Source organism: Azospirillum palustre, assembly GCF_002573965.1.
Lineage (GTDB): Bacteria > Pseudomonadota > Alphaproteobacteria > Azospirillales > Azospirillaceae > Azospirillum > Azospirillum palustre.
In genome coordinates this window covers 470,185-485,251 of sequence record NZ_PDKW01000041.1, presented here as the reverse complement: position 1 = coordinate 485,251, position 15,067 = coordinate 470,185, and the positions used below count along the sequence as shown (strand labels likewise).

12 protein-coding genes and 1 pseudogene are annotated in these 15,067 nt (G+C 65.9%); 3 read left to right on the top strand and 10 right to left on the bottom strand.

What is annotated here, in order from left to right; all coding sequences use genetic code 11:
- Positions 1-72 precede the first annotated feature (72 nt).
- The 4 genes from sucC to CRT60_RS15850 form a co-directional block, all read right to left on the bottom strand.
- Positions 73-1,272, bottom strand: a complete 1,200-nt coding sequence (gene sucC, locus CRT60_RS15865) for an ADP-forming succinate--CoA ligase subunit beta (protein ID WP_098737491.1) — start codon at positions 1,270-1,272, stop codon at positions 73-75.
- A 261-nt stretch (positions 1,273-1,533) separates the two neighbouring features.
- Positions 1,534-2,808 (bottom strand): formyl-CoA transferase, encoded by a 1,275-nt coding sequence (gene frc / locus CRT60_RS15860; RefSeq protein ID WP_098737489.1) that lies wholly within the window; start codon positions 2,806-2,808, stop codon positions 1,534-1,536.
- Between the two features lie 45 nt (positions 2,809-2,853).
- Positions 2,854-4,617, bottom strand: coding sequence for an oxalyl-CoA decarboxylase (gene oxc, locus CRT60_RS15855; RefSeq protein WP_204561939.1), 1,764 nt, complete (start codon positions 4,615-4,617; stop codon positions 2,854-2,856).
- A 43-nt stretch (positions 4,618-4,660) separates the two neighbouring features.
- Positions 4,661-5,515, bottom strand: coding sequence for a GntR family transcriptional regulator (locus tag CRT60_RS15850; protein WP_244592524.1), 855 nt, complete (start codon positions 5,513-5,515; stop codon positions 4,661-4,663).
- A gap of 129 nt (positions 5,516-5,644) precedes the next feature.
- On the opposite strand from CRT60_RS15850, the gene CRT60_RS15845 reads away from it, so the two are divergent.
- Positions 5,645-6,478: an IclR family transcriptional regulator gene (locus CRT60_RS15845; RefSeq protein WP_098737486.1), complete on the top strand. Its 834-nt coding sequence runs from the start codon at positions 5,645-5,647 to the stop codon at positions 6,476-6,478.
- 62 nt (positions 6,479-6,540) lie between these two features.
- Here the strand turns inward: CRT60_RS15845 and CRT60_RS15840 are convergent, their stop codons facing one another.
- From CRT60_RS15840 to uraH, 4 genes are all read right to left on the bottom strand, one after another.
- Positions 6,541-8,256, bottom strand: a complete 1,716-nt coding sequence (locus tag CRT60_RS15840; protein ID WP_098737484.1) for a methyl-accepting chemotaxis protein — start codon at positions 8,254-8,256, stop codon at positions 6,541-6,543.
- 214 nt (positions 8,257-8,470) lie between these two features.
- Positions 8,471-9,391, bottom strand: coding sequence for a LysR family transcriptional regulator (locus CRT60_RS15835; RefSeq protein WP_098737482.1), 921 nt, complete (start codon positions 9,389-9,391; stop codon positions 8,471-8,473).
- Positions 9,392-9,574: 183 nt separating this feature from the next.
- Positions 9,575-11,344 carry a glyoxylate carboligase gene (gcl, locus tag CRT60_RS15830; RefSeq protein ID WP_098737480.1) on the bottom strand — a complete coding sequence of 590 codons (1,770 nt, stop codon included), beginning with the start codon at positions 11,342-11,344 and terminating at the stop codon, positions 9,575-9,577.
- Positions 11,345-11,467: 123 nt separating this feature from the next.
- Complete coding sequence (gene uraH, locus CRT60_RS15825; RefSeq protein ID WP_098737479.1) at positions 11,468-11,830, bottom strand: hydroxyisourate hydrolase; 363 nt, start codon at positions 11,828-11,830, stop codon at positions 11,468-11,470.
- A gap of 189 nt (positions 11,831-12,019) precedes the next feature.
- Between uraH and puuE the strand changes: the two genes are divergently transcribed.
- Together puuE and uraD are read left to right on the top strand one after the other, a co-directional pair.
- The gene (gene puuE / locus CRT60_RS15820; protein ID WP_098737477.1) at positions 12,020-12,937 is read left to right on the top strand and encodes an allantoinase PuuE; all 918 of its coding nucleotides are present in this window, start codon (positions 12,020-12,022) and stop codon (positions 12,935-12,937) included.
- An 8-nt stretch (positions 12,938-12,945) separates the two neighbouring features.
- Entirely contained in the window at positions 12,946-13,458 is a 513-nt protein-coding gene (gene uraD, locus CRT60_RS15815) for a 2-oxo-4-hydroxy-4-carboxy-5-ureidoimidazoline decarboxylase (RefSeq protein ID WP_098737475.1), read from the top strand.
- Positions 13,459-13,528: 70 nt separating this feature from the next.
- Here uraD and CRT60_RS15810 read toward each other — a convergent pair.
- Positions 13,529-15,000, bottom strand: a pseudogene (locus CRT60_RS15810) (NAD(P)(+) transhydrogenase (Re/Si-specific) subunit beta).
- 4 nt (positions 15,001-15,004) lie between these two features.
- The gene (locus CRT60_RS35680) at positions 15,005-15,067 is read right to left on the bottom strand and encodes a proton-translocating transhydrogenase family protein (RefSeq protein ID WP_280177229.1); all 63 of its coding nucleotides are present in this window, start codon (positions 15,065-15,067) and stop codon (positions 15,005-15,007) included.

Sequence of the window (15,067 nt, the reverse complement as noted above, 5' to 3'; positions counted from 1 at the left end):
TGGAAGGTGCCCTGGGCTCCGGTGAAGCCCTGGCAGATCACCTTCGTGTTCTTGTCGACGAGAACAGCCATGTTACGTGGCCTCCTTCTTCACGGCGGCGACGATCTTCTTGGCTGCATCGTCCAGATTGTCGGCGGACAGGATCGGCAGGCCGGACTCGGCCAGGATCTTCTTGCCCAGATCGACGTTGGTGCCTTCCAGGCGCACCACCAGCGGCACATGCAGCTTCACGTCGCGCGCCGCGGCGACCACGCCCTCGGCGATCACGTCGCAACGCATGATGCCGCCGAAGATGTTGACCAGGATGCCTTCGACCGCGCTGTCGGACAGGATCAGCTTGAAGGCCGCGGTGACGCGCTCCTTGGTGGCGCCGCCGCCGACGTCGAGGAAGTTGGCCGGTTCCGCACCGTACAGCTTGATGATGTCCATCGTCGCCATGGCGAGGCCGGCGCCGTTCACCATGCAGCCGATGTTGCCGTCAAGCTTGACGTAATTCAGCTCGTGCTTGGCGGCTTCGATCTCCGCCGGATCCTCTTCGGCCTCGTCGCGCAGGGCGGCGACGTCCTTGTGGCGGAACAGCGCGTTGTCGTCGAAGCTCATCTTGGCGTCGAGCGCCAGGATGTCGCCCGAGCCGGTGACGATCAGCGGGTTGATCTCGACGATGGCGCAGTCCAGATCCACGAACGCCTTGTAGGCGGCCTGGATGAACTTGGCGGCGGCCCCGACCTGCTTGCCTTCCAGACCCAGCGCGAAGGCGACCTTGCGGGTGTGGTAGCCCTGGATGCCGGTGGCCGGGTCGACCGCGACCTTGACGATCTTCTCGGGCGTGTTGTGGGCGACCTCTTCGATCTCCATGCCGCCTTCGGTCGAGGCGATGATGGTGACGCGGCCGGTACCGCGGTCGGTCAGCAGGCCGAGATACAGCTCGCGCTTGATGTCCGCACCTTCCTCGACATAGAGGCGCTTGACCTCTTTGCCGGCCGGGCCGGTCTGCTTGGTCACGAGGACGTGGTTCAGCATCTCGGCGGCGTTGGAGGCGACCTCTTCCACCGACTTGACGACGCGGACGCCGCCCTTGCCGCCGGGATTGTCCTGGAAGCGGCCGGCACCGCGGCCACCGGCATGGATCTGCGACTTCACCACCCAGACCGGACCGCCGAGTTCGCGGGCGACCGATGCAGCCTCTTCCGGGGTGAAGGCCACGCCGCCGCGCGGAACGGCGACGCCGTACCCCCGCAGCAGATCCTTGGCCTGATATTCGTGAATGTTCATGGTTTTCGTCTCTGTCCCAGTCGGGAATTGTCTTTTGGAGACCGCGGGGAGCCGGAAATTCTTCGGCTGACGGGCGGCGGATTTTTAAAAGTCCGGGCTTCGGCTCCCGCTTCGGCTCTTGAGCGACCGGGAAGGGGACGGTCGGGAAGAGGGGAAGCGGGGTTTTTAAAAATCGGCAGGCTTTTCAAATATCGGGTGCCGGCCCTCCTCCCCACCCTCTCCCACCGAAGCGGGGAGGGCTGGGGAAGGAGGCGGAGACTGTTACTCCGCCGCCAGCCTCTCCACGACGCCGATGGCGCCGCTGTCACGGATGTCGACGATCTCACGCTCGTTGAAACCGAGCACGTCGCGCAGGATTTCGTCGGTGTGCTCGCCCAGCAGCGGAGAGCGGGTGACCTCCGTCGGGCTGTCGGACAGCTTGATCGGGTTGCCGACAGTCAGGTAGCTGCCGCGGGTCGGATGCTCCACCTCGACCAGCGTGCCGGTCTCGTAGAGCGACTTGTCCTCGGCGATTTCCTTCATCGACAGGATCGGGCCGCAGGGAATGTCGTACTTGTTGAGAAGATCCATGACCTCGAACTTGGTCAGGGTCTTGGTCCACTCTTCCACCGTGGCGAAGATGCTCATCAGGCGCGGCAGGCGGGCCACCGGGGTGGCGTAGTCGGGATCGGTGATCCACTCTTCCTTGCCGATGACCTTGCAGATCGACTTCCAGACCGGAGCCTGGGCGATGAAGTAGATGTAGGCGTTGGGATCGGTCTCCCAGCCCTTGCACTTCAGGATCCAGCCCGGCTGGCCGCCGCCCGACGCGTTGCCGGCGCGCGGCACGGTGTCGCCGAACTCGCCGTTCGGGTATTGCGGGTATTCCTTCATCGGGCCGTTGGCCAGACGCTGCTGGTCGCGCAGCTTGACGCGGCACAGGTTGAGAACGGCGTCCTGCATGGCGGCCAGCACCTTCTGGCCCCGGCCGGTTTCCCGGCGCTGGTAGAGTGCGGTGACGATGCCGAGCGCCAGATGCAGGCCGGTGCCGCTGTCGCCGATCTGGGCGCCGGTGACCATGGGCGGGCCGTCGTCGAAACCGGTGGTCGAGGCCGCACCGCCCGCACATTGGGCAACGTTCTCGTACACCTTGCAGTTCTCGAACGGCCCGGGCCCGAAGCCCTTCACCGACGCGACGATCATCGCGGGGTTCAGTTCCTGGATACGTTCCCAGGTGAACCCCATGCGATCGAGCACGCCGGGGGCGAAGTTTTCGACCATCACGTCGCAGGTCTTGATCAGCGCCTCCAGCACCTCCTTGCCCTTGGGCGTCTTGGTGTCGAGGGTGATGGACCGCTTGTTGTGGTTCAGCATGGTGAAATACAGGCTGTCGGCGTCCGGCAGGTCGCGCAGCTGGCTGCGGGTGATGTCACCCTCGCCCGGCCGTTCGACCTTGATGACGTCGGCGCCGAACCAGGCGAGCAACTGGGTGCAGGTCGGTCCCGACTGAACATGTGTGAAGTCGAGAATCCGCACGCCCTGAAGTGCCTTGCCCATGTATTTCTCCCCCTGCTTCTTAAGTCGTGTCGGTCGGCGTTCGTTTTAGGACGGCATCTTGCGGACCGAGCTGGTCGGATTGAGGCTGCCGATGTTGCCGCTTTCGGTGCCGGCGGCCGGGTCGATGACGGCGTTGACCAGGGTCGGACGGCCGCTGTCCATCGCTTCATTGACGGCGCGGTACAGCTCGTCCGGGTTGGTGACGTGGACGCCGACGCCGCCGAAGGCTTCCATCATCTTGTCGTAACGCGAGCCGGGGACGAAGACCATCGGCGACGGGTCGTTCCCGCCGGTCGGGTTGACGTCGGTCCCGCGATAGATGCCGTTGTTGTTGAAGATGACGATGCAGACCGGCAGGTTGTAGCGGCAGATCGTCTCCACCTCCATACCGGAGAAGCCGAAGGCGCTGTCGCCCTCGACGGCCAGAACCGGCTTGCCGCTCTCCACCGCCGCAGCGACGGCGTAGCCCATGCCGACGCCCATCACGCCCCAGGTGCCGACGTCGAGGCGCTTGCGCGGCTCGTACATGTCGATGATGCCGCGGGCGAGGTCGAGGGTGTTGGCGCCCTCGTTGACCAGCAGGGCGTCCGGACGCTCCTTGATGATGCGGCGGAGCGCGCCCAGCGCACCGTGGAAGTTCATCGGCGACGCGTTGCTCATCAGCTTCGGCGCCATCTTGGCGACGTTCTGCTCACGCTTGGCGGCGACGGTGGCCATCCAGTCGGTCGGCGGGGTCAGGCCGCCGTCGATGCCCTTCAGCATCACTTCCATGACCGACGCGATGTCGCCGACCAGCGGAGCGTGGATTTCGACGTTGCTGTCCATCTCCCTGGGCTCGATATCGACCTGGATGAACTTCTTGGAGCCGGGCTTGCCCCAGGTCTTGCCCTTGCCGTGCGACAGCAGCCAGTTCAGCCGCGCGCCGACCAGCATGACCACGTCGGCTTCCTGCAGAACCAGGGAGCGGGCGGCACCGGCCGACTGCGGATGGGTGTCGGGCAGCAGGCCCTTGGCCATGCTCATCTGCAGGAAGGGGATGCCGCTCTTCTCGACGAAGGAGCGGATCGTCTCGTCGGCCTGGGCATAGGCCGCACCCTTGCCGAAGATCACCAGCGGACGCTTGGCGCCCTTCAGCAGGTCGAGCGCGCGGTTGACCGCCTCGGCCGACGGATACTGGGCCGGGGTCGGATCGACCACCTTGACCAGCGACTTGGCGCCTTCCGCGGCGTCCATCACCTGCGAGAACAGCTTGGCCGGCATGTCGAGATAGACGCCGCCCGGACGGCCCGACACGGCGGCGCGGATGGCGCGCGCCACGCCGATGCCGATGTCCTGGGCGTGCAGGATGCGGAAAGCGGCCTTGCACAGCGGCTTGGCGATGGCGAGCTGGTCCATCTCCTCATAGTCGCCCTGCTGGAGATCGACGACCTCACGCTCCGACGAGCCGCTGATCAGGATCATCGGGAAGCAGTTGGTGGTGGCGTTCGCCAGCGCGGTCAGGCCGTTCAGGAAGCCCGGCGCCGACACCGTCATGCAGACGCCCGGCTTCTTCGTCATGAAACCGGCGATGGCGGCGGCGTTGCCGGCATTCTGTTCGTGGCGGAACGAGACGACCCGCATGCCCTCGGCCTGCGCCATGCGCAGCAGGTCGGAGATCGGAATACCGGGGACGACATACAGGTTGTTGATGTCGTTGAGCTTGAGCGCGTCGATGACGAGCTGGAAGCCGTCGGTCAGCGCCGGCGCGTCTTCGACAACAGATGCTTCCGTGGCCTGGTTCTTAGTGATCGTTGCAGCCGCAGTAGACATATGGGTGACTCCTCCCCGAGGCTCCAAAAAGGTTCAAAGTTGGTTAGTCGAGGAAGGCGCAATGCCGTTCCACGTACTGTGCGAGACCGAGCGTGTGTTCCCGGACGCGGCGTTCCGCGAGATCGGCATCGCGGGCGGCCAGCGCCTCGATGATGTCCCGATGCTCGTGGATGGACTGGTCGGCACGGTCGCCGAGGCCCATCGTCGCGCGGCGGATCGCACGCATATGGATGAAGAAGCGGTCGGTCAGGTCCGAGATCAAAACGGACCCCGAAGCCTGGACGATGCTTTGATGGAAGACGATGTTGGCGTCCGAATATTCGGCGACATGCTCCGCCAGTTCGGCCTTCGTGTATTTGTCGAACGCGGCGTGCAGGAGTTCCAGCTTCTCCGTGGTGGCGTTTTCGACGAACAGGCGTGCCGCCATGCCTTCCAGGGCGGCACACACCGTGATCATCTCCACCAGTTCGGCCTTCGTCTTGCGCACCACGAAGATCCCGCGCCGCGGTTGGGAGCGGATGAACCCCTCCTGTTCCAGCAGCGCCATCGCCTCGCGCACCGGGGTGCGGCTGACACCCAACGCCTCGCACAGACGGCGTTCGTCCAACCTGATCTCGTTGCTCTGGCCGTAGATGTTCATCTGCGTGATGGCCTGTCGCAGCGATTGGTAGGCCTTGGCCTTGAAGCTCATCCCCTGTTCGAGGGGTTCGACACTGAATCTTTCCCGGTTCATCACGTTTCCGACCCTTTGCGCGCCGACGCCATCGGCGCCGCTTGTTGTCGTGAGCGTTGTTCGTGCGAGCGTTCGGACGATCGCCCTTGACCCTTGGTACTGAGTGGCGCGTCGTTTTTGAATTATCGATACGGTATACCAGATGCCAGACACCCGCAAGGCCAATTGCGGGCACCTCGAACTATTTCTGCTGCCGACGGAGTTGCGGCCGGTTTTGTTCGATTTTTCTGGCCATTGCGCGGTAATCGCCCTAATTTGGCCGTTCAGGATCGCTCATAGCGAAGGAACCCGCGCATGGCCGAAACCCAGCAACTGGCCGGGGCCGCAGACAAGACACCCTCCGGCGCAGCGGAAGAGGCGTCCGATCCGAACTTCATGACCTCCCTGGCGCGCGGGTTGTCGGTGATTCGCGCCTTCACCGAGCGCGAACCGAACCTGACCATCGCCGACATCGCCAAGATCACCGGCCTGCCAAGGGCGGCGGCGCGGCGGTGCCTGCTGACGCTGATGCAGCTGGGCTATGCCGGGTCGGACGGCCGGACCTTCCATCTGAAGCCGAAGATCCTGGCGCTCGGCTATTCCTTCCTGTCGTCGGCCCCGCTGGCGACGATCCTAGACCCGCTGATCGAGCAGGTCAGCGGGGCGGTGCAGGAATCCTGCTCCGCCGCCGTCCTGGACGAGGACGACGTGGTCTACATCGCCCGTGCGGCGACCAAGCGGATCATGTCGGTCGGGCTGAATGTCGGCAGCCGCCTGCCGGCCTACTGCACCTCGATGGGCCGCGTCCTGCTGGCGGCGCTGCCGGAGGCGGAACTGAACGCCTATCTGGCGCGGGTGCCGCTGAAGCCCTTCACCGAACGGACCATCACCGCACCCGATGCGCTGAAGCGCGAACTGGAACGGGTGCGCGAGCGCGGCTTCTCTCTGGTGGACCAGGAACTGGAGCTGGGGCTGCGCTCCATCGCCGTGCCGATCAGCACCGCCGTCGGCGGGGTGGTGGCAGCGATGAACATCAGCGCCCAGGCCGCCCGCGTCACCTGCCCGGAGATGGAGGTGCAGTTCCTCCCCCACCTGCACCGTGCAGCGGAGGAAGCGCGCGTTCTTCTGGTGCGCTCGCGCGGGGTGTGAGGCCGGCCGGACCGGCCCGCCCGTCACTGCGCCCCATTACTGCGCCCCATTACTGCGCCCCATTACTGCGCTTTGATCAGCATCTCCTGCAGATTGCGGTTGATCGCCTCGACGCCGTTCCGGGCTTCCCGCATGTTCGACACGACGCCGTCGCTGAGCGACATCTGTTCCTCGGCGCCGGCGGCAACCCCATGGACGGTCGATTTCACGCTGTCGACCGACCGGGCGATTCCGCCCAGCGCCTCCACCACCTGGCGGACGACCTCCTGCATGGCGACGATCTCGACGCCGATCCGCTCGGTGGCGCCGGAGGTCTGTTCGGCCAGCGACTTCACCTCGGTCGCCACGACCGCGAAGCCGCGGCCGGCCTCGCCCGCCCGCGCCGCCTCGATGGTGGCGTTCAGCGACAGCAGCTTGATCTGCGAGGCGATGGCGTCGATGAATTTCGCCACACCGTCCATCGCCGCCGCCGCTTCGTTCAGCCGGCCGGTGGCGCTGTCCGCCGCCGCGGTGCGCCGGTCGATCTCGTCCACCACCTTGCGCGATGTCAGGATGTCGGCGGAAATCCGCGTCGCGGACGTGCACATCTGCTCGACCGACCCGGCGACATCGGTGACCTTCTGAACCGTCTGCTTGGAAAACTCGATGGCTTCCAGACGCGACTTGATCATGGCGGTCACATCGGTGGCGAACTTCACCACCTTTACCACCTCCCCCGTCTCGGACAGCACGGGATTGTAGCTGGCGTTGATCCAGACGTCGGACCCGTTCCTGGCCCGGCGGCGGTAGAGCGACGTGTGAAATTTCCCGCTGCGCAGGATGTCCCAGAACTGGCTGTATTCAGCGCTGGCCTGCTGTTCCGGCGAGACGAACAGGCGATGGTTCTGCCCGACCACCTCGTCCAGCCGGTATCCCATCGCCTTCAGGAAATTGTCGTTGGCATCCAGGATGGTGCCGTCGGGCTTGAAGTGGATTACCGCCTGCGACCGGTTGATCGCTTCGATCTGGGCGCGGAAGTCGGCGTTGCGGGCTCGCTGCTCGGTCACGTCGGTCGCGAACTTCACGATCTTCCACGGCTTTCCGGTCGGGTCGAGGATCGGCGTATAGGTCGCCTGAATCCAGACCTGCGCGCCGCTCCTGGTCAGGCGCCGGAATTCGCCGCTTTGATGCTCGCCCCGGCCGAGCTTCTCCCAGAAGGCGCCGTAGGCTGGATCGGCGGCATCCACGCCATCGAGGAACAGCTTGTGATGCTGCCCCTGGACCTCCTCCAGCCGATAGCCCATCAGATCGAGGAAGCGCTGGTTGGCCCTCAGGATGGTGCCGTCCAATCCGAACTCGATCACCGCCTGGGACAGTTCGATGGCGGCGAGCTTGCCGTTGGCATCGGCGTCCTTCAGCTTCGCCTCGGTGATGTCGGTGGCGAATTTCACCACGCCGACCACCCGCCCGCCGGCACCGAGGATCGGGTTGTAGGTGGCGCGCAGCCAGATTTCCCGGCCCGACTTGGTGATCCGCCGAAACACGGCCGATTGGAAGCGTCCCGCCCGCAGCTCGCCCCAGAAATCGCAGTATTCTGTGCTCTTCGCATAGTCGGGATCGACGAACATGCTATGTGGGCGCCCCCTCACCTCCTCCAGGCTATAGCCCATCGCCTCAAGGAAGTTCCTGTTCGCATCCACCACCGTGCCGTCCATCGCGAATTCGATGACAGCCTGCGACCGGTCAAGAGCCTCCAGCTTGGCCCGCTCGCAGCTCACACCCTTGGTGAACAGAAACATGGAGTCCTCCCTTCCTCGCGCCGCGCCGGACGGATGCGGAAGGGCCATGGCTTCCCATTCTACCGCTTCATTTCCGATACGAGCCATGAATGGGATCGTCTCTGGAAACAAAGTATCCTGGCGGCACGGCCTCTGCATACGATAGCGCCATGCAGGATAGGCAAAGCATCCAGCCCGACCAGTCGGGATTATCCCTAGGACTGGAGCCCTTTGGTCATAGGATCGTCTCAGGCGATATTCCCAGCAGCGCCGACTTGATCTTCGGCACCATATGGTCGGCGAAAGCCCGGACCTTGGCGGGAACCAGCGCGCGATGGGGATAGAGCACGGCCAGCGTCACCGGCTCCGGCGGAAAATCGGGCAGCACCGGCACCAGGGCGCCGCTGGCCAGATGCTCCGCCACCTCCCACAGGGGTTTCATCGCGATCCCCCGCCCGTCGAGCGCCCAGCCGGTCAGCACGTCGCCGTCGTCGGCGTCGAAGCGGCCCGACACCGGCAGCTTCACCGGCTCGCCCCCTTCCAGCACGCTCCATTGATATTGCTGGGTGCCGGGGAAGCGCAGAAGCAGGCAGTTGTGACCGGACAGGTCCGCCGGCTTGTCCGGCCGTCCGCGCTCCGACAGGTAGGAGGGCGCCGCCACCAGCACGCGGCGCACGTCGGCGATCTTGCGCACGACGAAGCTGGAGTCCTTCAGCGTCGCCATCCGCACCGCCACGTCGACCGCCTCGCGCAGCAGGTCGAGCAGATGGTCGGACAGGCGCAGCCGCACCTCCACCAGCGGGTGGGCGGCGCAGAAGTCGGGGACCAGCGGCGCCAGGATGCGGCGGCCGAAGCCCAGCGGCGCCGTCACCCGCACGCTGCCCGACGGCACGCCGGACCCGGCGGCGATGCTGCTGTGCGCCCGCTCCACCGCTTCCAGCACCTCAAGGCAGCTCTGGTAGAAATCCATGCCGGTCTCGGTCGCCTGCAACTGCCGCGTCGTGCGGTTCAGCAGCCGGACGCCGAGATGGGTTTCCAGCTGCTGGATGCGGTGGCTGACCATGGCCGGCGACATGCGCAGGTTCCGCCCGGCGGCCGACAGGCTGCCCAGTTCGACGACGCGGACGAAGATGCGCATGTTCTCAAGCAACGCCATGCTCGCGCGGACTCCCTGCCGGACGATTGGGCCGGACCGATGGGTTTACGGATCGGGACGGACGCTAGCACGGCTTTCGCAGGCAGGGGAATTCCGCGATGCAACAGGTCCGCCCAAACGAAAACCGCCGGAGCGCGGCAGCGCCCCGGCGGCTTTCCGGTCGGACGGGATGGAAGCGGATCGTCAGACCAGAACGGTCTCGCTCTCGTCCACCGGCAGGTCCAGCGTCTCCTCGAACTCGGTGACGCTGTCGATGTCGGCACCCATCGAGATGTTGGTCACCCGCTCCAGCACCAGCTCGACGACGACCGGCACCTGATACTGGTCCATCCAGGCCTGGGCCTGGGTGAACGCCTCCTGGATGCGGTCGGGCTCGGTGACGCGGATCGCCTTGCAGCCCAGCCCCTCGGCCACCGCGACATGGTCGACGCCATAGACGCCGATCTCCGGCGCGTTGATGTTCTCGAAGGACAGCTGCACCTGGAAGTCCATCTGGAAGGCGCGCTGCGCCTGCCGGATCAGGCCGAGATAGGCGTTGTTCACCAGCACATGGATGTAGGGCAGCTTGTGCTGGGCGCCGACCGCCAGCTCCTCGATCATGAACTGGAAGTCGTAGTCGCCGGACAGCGCCACGATGCGCCGCTTCGGATCGGCCACCCGGACGCCGAGCGCCGCCGGCAGGGTCCAGCCCAGCGGGCCGGCCTGGCCGCAGTTGATCCAGTGGCGCGGCTTGTAGACGTGCAGGAACTGCGCGCCGGCGATCTGCGACAGGCCGATGGTGGTGACGTAGGTGGTGTCCTGGCCGAAGGCGCTGTTCATCTCCTGATAGACGCGCTGCGGCTTCATCGGCACCTGATCGAAGTCGCTGCGGCGGTGCATCGACCGCTTGCGGCCCTGGCAGTCCTTGACCCAGCCGCCGAGATCCTTGAAGCGCCCCTCGGCCTTCCACTCCCTGGCGACCTCGATGAACAGGTCGAGCGCTGCCCCGGCGTCCGACACGATGCCGAGGTCGGGCATGAAGACTCGACCGATCTGGGTCGGTTCGATGTCGACATGCACGAACTTGCGGCCCTTGGTGTAGACCTCGACCGAGCCGGTGTGGCGGTTGGCCCAGCGGTTGCCGATGCCCAGCACGAAGTCGGACTTCAGCATCGTCGCGTTGCCGTAGCGGTGGGCGGTCTGCAAGCCCACCATGCCGGCCATCAGCGGATGGTCGTCGGCGATGGTGCCCCAACCCATCAGCGTCGGGATCACCGGCACGCCGAGCAGCTCGGCGAACTCCACCAGCTTGTCCGACGCATCGGCGTTGATGATTCCGCCGCCGGCGACCACCAGCGGACGTTCGGCCGCCGCGAACATCGCCAGCGCCTTCTCGACCTGGGCGCGGGTGGCGGACGGCTTGTAGACCGCCAGCGGCTCGTAGGTCTCGTCGTCGAACTCGATCTCGGCCATCTGGACGTCGATGGGCAGGTCGATCAGCACCGGGCCGGGGCGGCCGCTGCGCATCAGATGGAAGGCCTGCTGGAAGACGTAGGGCACCTGCGCCGGCTCCAGCACGGTCACGGCCCATTTGGCGACCGGCTTGGCGATGTCGGCGATGTTGATCGCCTGGAAATCCTCCTTGTGCAGGCGGGCGCGCGGCGCCTGGCCGGTGATGCACAGGATCGGGATCGAGTCCGCGATCGCCGAATAGAGGCCGGTGATCATATCGGTGCCGGCCGGGCCGGAGGTGCCGATGCACACGCCGATGTTGCCGGCCTTGGCCCGGGTGTAGCCTTCTGCCATGTGCGAGGCGCCCTCGACATGGCGGGCCAGCACATGGCGCATCGTGCCGCGCCGCTGCATCGCCGCATAGAAGGGGTTGATCGCGGCGCCCGGGACGCCGAAGCAGACGTCGATGCCCTCCCGCTCCAGCACCCGCACCGCCGCTTCCGCCGCCGTCATTCTCGCCATCGCTCGACTCCTCACCAAACGCGATTGTTGCTGAAGACAGCTAAGCGCGCGGATGGTGGGGACGGCAAATCAACGGGTTGCCTTTTCCACAGGCTGGAAAGCGGTGCCGAATGGGGAGGAGCGTCAGCTGCCGCGATATGTCGAATAGGCCCAAGGCGAAACCAGCAGCGGGACATGATAATGCTGGGACGCATCCTTGATGCCGAAGCGCAGCGGCACCTCGTCGATGAAGTCCGGGCCGTCACCGTCAATGGCGCCCGAGATCGCGCCGATGCGGCGGAAATACTCGCCGGCCATGAACAGCAGCTCGTAGCGGCCGGTCTTGAACTCCTCGCCCTGGAGCGCCGGGGCGTCGAGCCGGCCATCGGCGTTCGTTGTGAACTCGCCCAGAACGGTGCCGGTGTCGAGCGAGGTCAGGCGGATGCGCATGCCCGGCGCCGGACGGCCGGCGGCGATGTCGAGGACGTGGGTGGTCAGGCGGCCCATGGGGTACGGTCTCCGCAACGATACGAGTTCGGACCCACAGCTTAAGCGCATCCGCCCTGCCCTGCCCACCCGTCCAGATCCGGAAACTGTCTTCGGCCGCCGGAAGACAATCGGCCGGTTGAACCCCCTGCCGCCAATGGCTTAGCGTAGGTCCCGCTTCGACCGCAGCGCGAAAAGGGCGAGACGACGATGACCGGCACCGCTTATCCCCGCGACATGATCGGCTATGGCGCCACCCCGCCGCAGGCCAACTGGCCGGGCGGCGCCCGGGTGGCGTTGCAGTTCGTCATCAATTACGAGGAAGGCGGCGAGAACTGCGTCCTCCATGGCGACGCCGCGTCGGAGGCCTTCCTGTCGGAGATCGTCGGCGCCCAGCCGATCCCCGGCGCCCGCCACATGAACATGGAGTCGATCTACGAATACGGCTCGCGCGCCGGTTTCTGGCGGCTGCACCGCCTGTTCACGGAGCGCAACCTGCCGGTCACCGTCTATGGCGTCGCCATGGCTCTGGAGCGCAATCCCGAGGTGGTCGCCGCGATGAAGGCCGCCGGCTGGGAGATCGCCACCCATGGCTGGCGCTGGATCGACTACCAGCATCTGCCGGCGGAGGTGGAGCGCGAGCATATGCTGCGCGCCATCGAGGTCCACACCCGCGTGACCGGCGAACGTCCGCTCGGCTGGTATCTCGGGCGGTGCAGCCCGAACACCTGGCGGCTGGTCGCCGAGGAGAGCGGCTTCCTCTACAACGCCGATTCCTACGCCGACGATCTGCCCTATTGGGACGACAGCCATGGCCGGCCGCAGCTGATCGTGCCCTACACGCTCGACGCCAACGACATGCGTTTCGCGACGAACCAGGGCTTCAACAGCGGCGACCAGTTCTTCGCCTATCTCAAGGACAGCTTCGACACGCTCTATGCCGAGGGGGAGACGGCGCCGAAGATGATGTCCATCGGCCTGCATTGCCGTCTGGTCGGGCGTCCCGGCCGCGCCGCGGCGCTGGCGCGTTTCCTCGACTATGTGCGCAGCCATGACAAGGCATGGGTGGCGACCCGGCTCGACATCGCCCGCCACTGGATCGCCGAACACCCCTACACCGCGACGTGAGAAATCAGATGCCCTACAGCATGGACGATTTGAACCGCATGGACCGCGCCGAATTCGTCGCGGCGCTGGGTGCCGTGTTCGAGGACAGCCCCTGGGTGGCCGACGCCGCCTGGGACAAGCGCCCCTTCGCCGATGCCGCGGCCTTGCGCGCGGCGATGACCGGCATCGTGCGGGCGGTGGGGGCGGAGCGGCAGCGCGCGCTGATCCTGTCCCACCCCGATCTTGCCGACCGCGCCAGCCGCCCGGCCAACCTGACCGCCTTCTCGCAGACCGAGCAGGCGAAAGCGGGCCTGAACGAGCTGACCGAGGCGGAGGCCCAGGAACAGCGCGACCTGAACCGCGCCTATCGCGAGCGCTTCGGCTTCCCCTTCATCATGGCGGTGCGCTTCAGCAGCAAGCAGGAGATCCTGGCGGCGATGCGCGAGCGCGTGGCGAACGAGCCGGAGGTGGAGTTCGGCCGGGCACTGGAGGAGATCTACAAGATCGCCGGCTTCCGGCTGGACGATCTGGTGACGGGATAACACCGACGCCTAAAACGGAAAAAGCGCGCCGCCCCAGCCGGAGCGGCGCGCTTTTCCGTTTAAGTGTCCGTTACGCTTCCATCGCCTTGACGACCTCTTCGGTGACCTTCTTGGCGTCGCCGAACAGCATCATGGTGTTGGGGCGGAAGAACAGCTCGTTCTCCACGCCGGCATAGCCGGCGGCCATGCCGCGCTTGATGAAGAACACCGTCTTGGCCTTCTCCACGTCCAGGATCGGCATGCCGTAGATGGCGCTCGTCGGGTCGGTCTTGGCCGCCGGGTTGGTCACGTCGTTGGCGCCGATGACGAAGGCGACATCCGCCGTGCCGAAGTCGCGGTTGATGTCCTCCAGCTCGAACACCTCGTCGTAGGGCACGTTGGCCTCGGCCAGCAGCACGTTCATGTGACCGGGCATGCGGCCCGCCACCGGGTGGATGGCGTACTTCACGTCCACGCCTTCGTGCTTCAGGCTGTCGGCCATCTCGCGCAGCGCATGCTGGGCCTGGGCCACCGCCATGCCATAGCCGGGGACCACGATCACCGACTGGGCATTCTTCATGATGTAGGCGGCATCCTCGGCCGAGCCGGCCTTGACCGAACCCTGCGGACCCTTGGCGCCAGCCACGGCACCCGCCGCCTCGCCGCCGAAGCCGCCGAGGATGACGTTGAAGATCGAGCGGTTCATGCCCTTGCACATGATGTAGGACAGGATCGCTCGCCGCCGAAGCCGCCGAGGATGACGTTGAAGATCGAGCGGTTCATGCCCTTGCACATGATGTAGGACAGGATGGCGCCCGAGGAGCCCACCAGCGCGCCGGTGATGATCAGCAGGTTGTTCTGCAACGTGAAGCCGATGCCGCAGGCCGCCCAGCCCGAGTAGCTGTTCAGCATCGAGATGACGACCGGCATGTCGGCGCCGCCGATCGGCAGGATCAGCAGGAAGCCCAGCGCCAGCGCCACGACGACGATCAGCCACATCGCGGCATCGGCATTCGACTGGACCAGCCAGCCGATCAGGATGACGGTCAGCACGCCGAGCGCCGCATTCAGCGGGTGCTGCATCGGGAAGACCAGCGGCTTGCCGGTGACGAGGCCCTGGAGCTTGGCGAAGGCGACGATGGAGCCGGTGAAGGTGATCGCGCCGACCGCGGTGCCCAGCGCCATTTCGATCAGCGAGCCCTTGGCGATGGCGCCGCGGAGACCGATGCCGTAAGCCTCCGGCGAGTAGAAGGCGGCCAGCGCCACAAAGACGGCGGCGAGACCGACCAGCGAGTGGAAGGCGGCGACCAGCTGCGGCAGCGCCGTCATCTCGATCTTCTTGGCCACCACATAGCCGATGGCGCCGCCGATGGCGATGCCGAGCACGATCATCCAGTAGGACTGGACGATGGGCGAGGCCAGCGTGGTCAGGATGGCGATGGTCATGCCGACCATGCCGTAGATGTTGCCCTGGCGCGAGGTCTCCGGGCTGGAGAGCCCGCGCAGCGCCATGATGAAGCAGATGGAGGCGACGAGATAGAGAAGGGCGGACAAGGTTTCCATGGTCTTACTTGCCCTTCTTCTTGAACATGGAGAGCATGCGCTGGGTCACGAGGAAGCCGCCGAAGAT

Coding starts and splice junctions, on each gene's coding strand:
- sucC (WP_098737491.1), bottom strand. CDS start 1,272: ATGAACATTCACGAATATCAGGCCAAGGATCTGCTGCGGGGGTACGGC.
- frc (WP_098737489.1), bottom strand. CDS start 2,808: ATGGGCAAGGCACTTCAGGGCGTGCGGATTCTCGACTTCACACATGTT.
- oxc (WP_204561939.1), bottom strand. CDS start 4,617: ATGTCTACTGCGGCTGCAACGATCACTAAGAACCAGGCCACGGAAGCA.
- CRT60_RS15845 (WP_098737486.1), top strand. CDS start 5,645: ATGGCCGAAACCCAGCAACTGGCCGGGGCCGCAGACAAGACACCCTCC.
- CRT60_RS15840 (WP_098737484.1), bottom strand. CDS start 8,256: ATGTTTCTGTTCACCAAGGGTGTGAGCTGCGAGCGGGCCAAGCTGGAG.
- CRT60_RS15835 (WP_098737482.1), bottom strand. CDS start 9,391: ATGGCGTTGCTTGAGAACATGCGCATCTTCGTCCGCGTCGTCGAACTG.
- gcl (WP_098737480.1), bottom strand. CDS start 11,344: ATGGCGAGAATGACGGCGGCGGAAGCGGCGGTGCGGGTGCTGGAGCGG.
- uraH (WP_098737479.1), bottom strand. CDS start 11,830: ATGGGCCGCCTGACCACCCACGTCCTCGACATCGCCGCCGGCCGTCCG.
- puuE (WP_098737477.1), top strand. CDS start 12,020: ATGACCGGCACCGCTTATCCCCGCGACATGATCGGCTATGGCGCCACC.
- uraD (WP_098737475.1), top strand. CDS start 12,946: ATGCCCTACAGCATGGACGATTTGAACCGCATGGACCGCGCCGAATTC.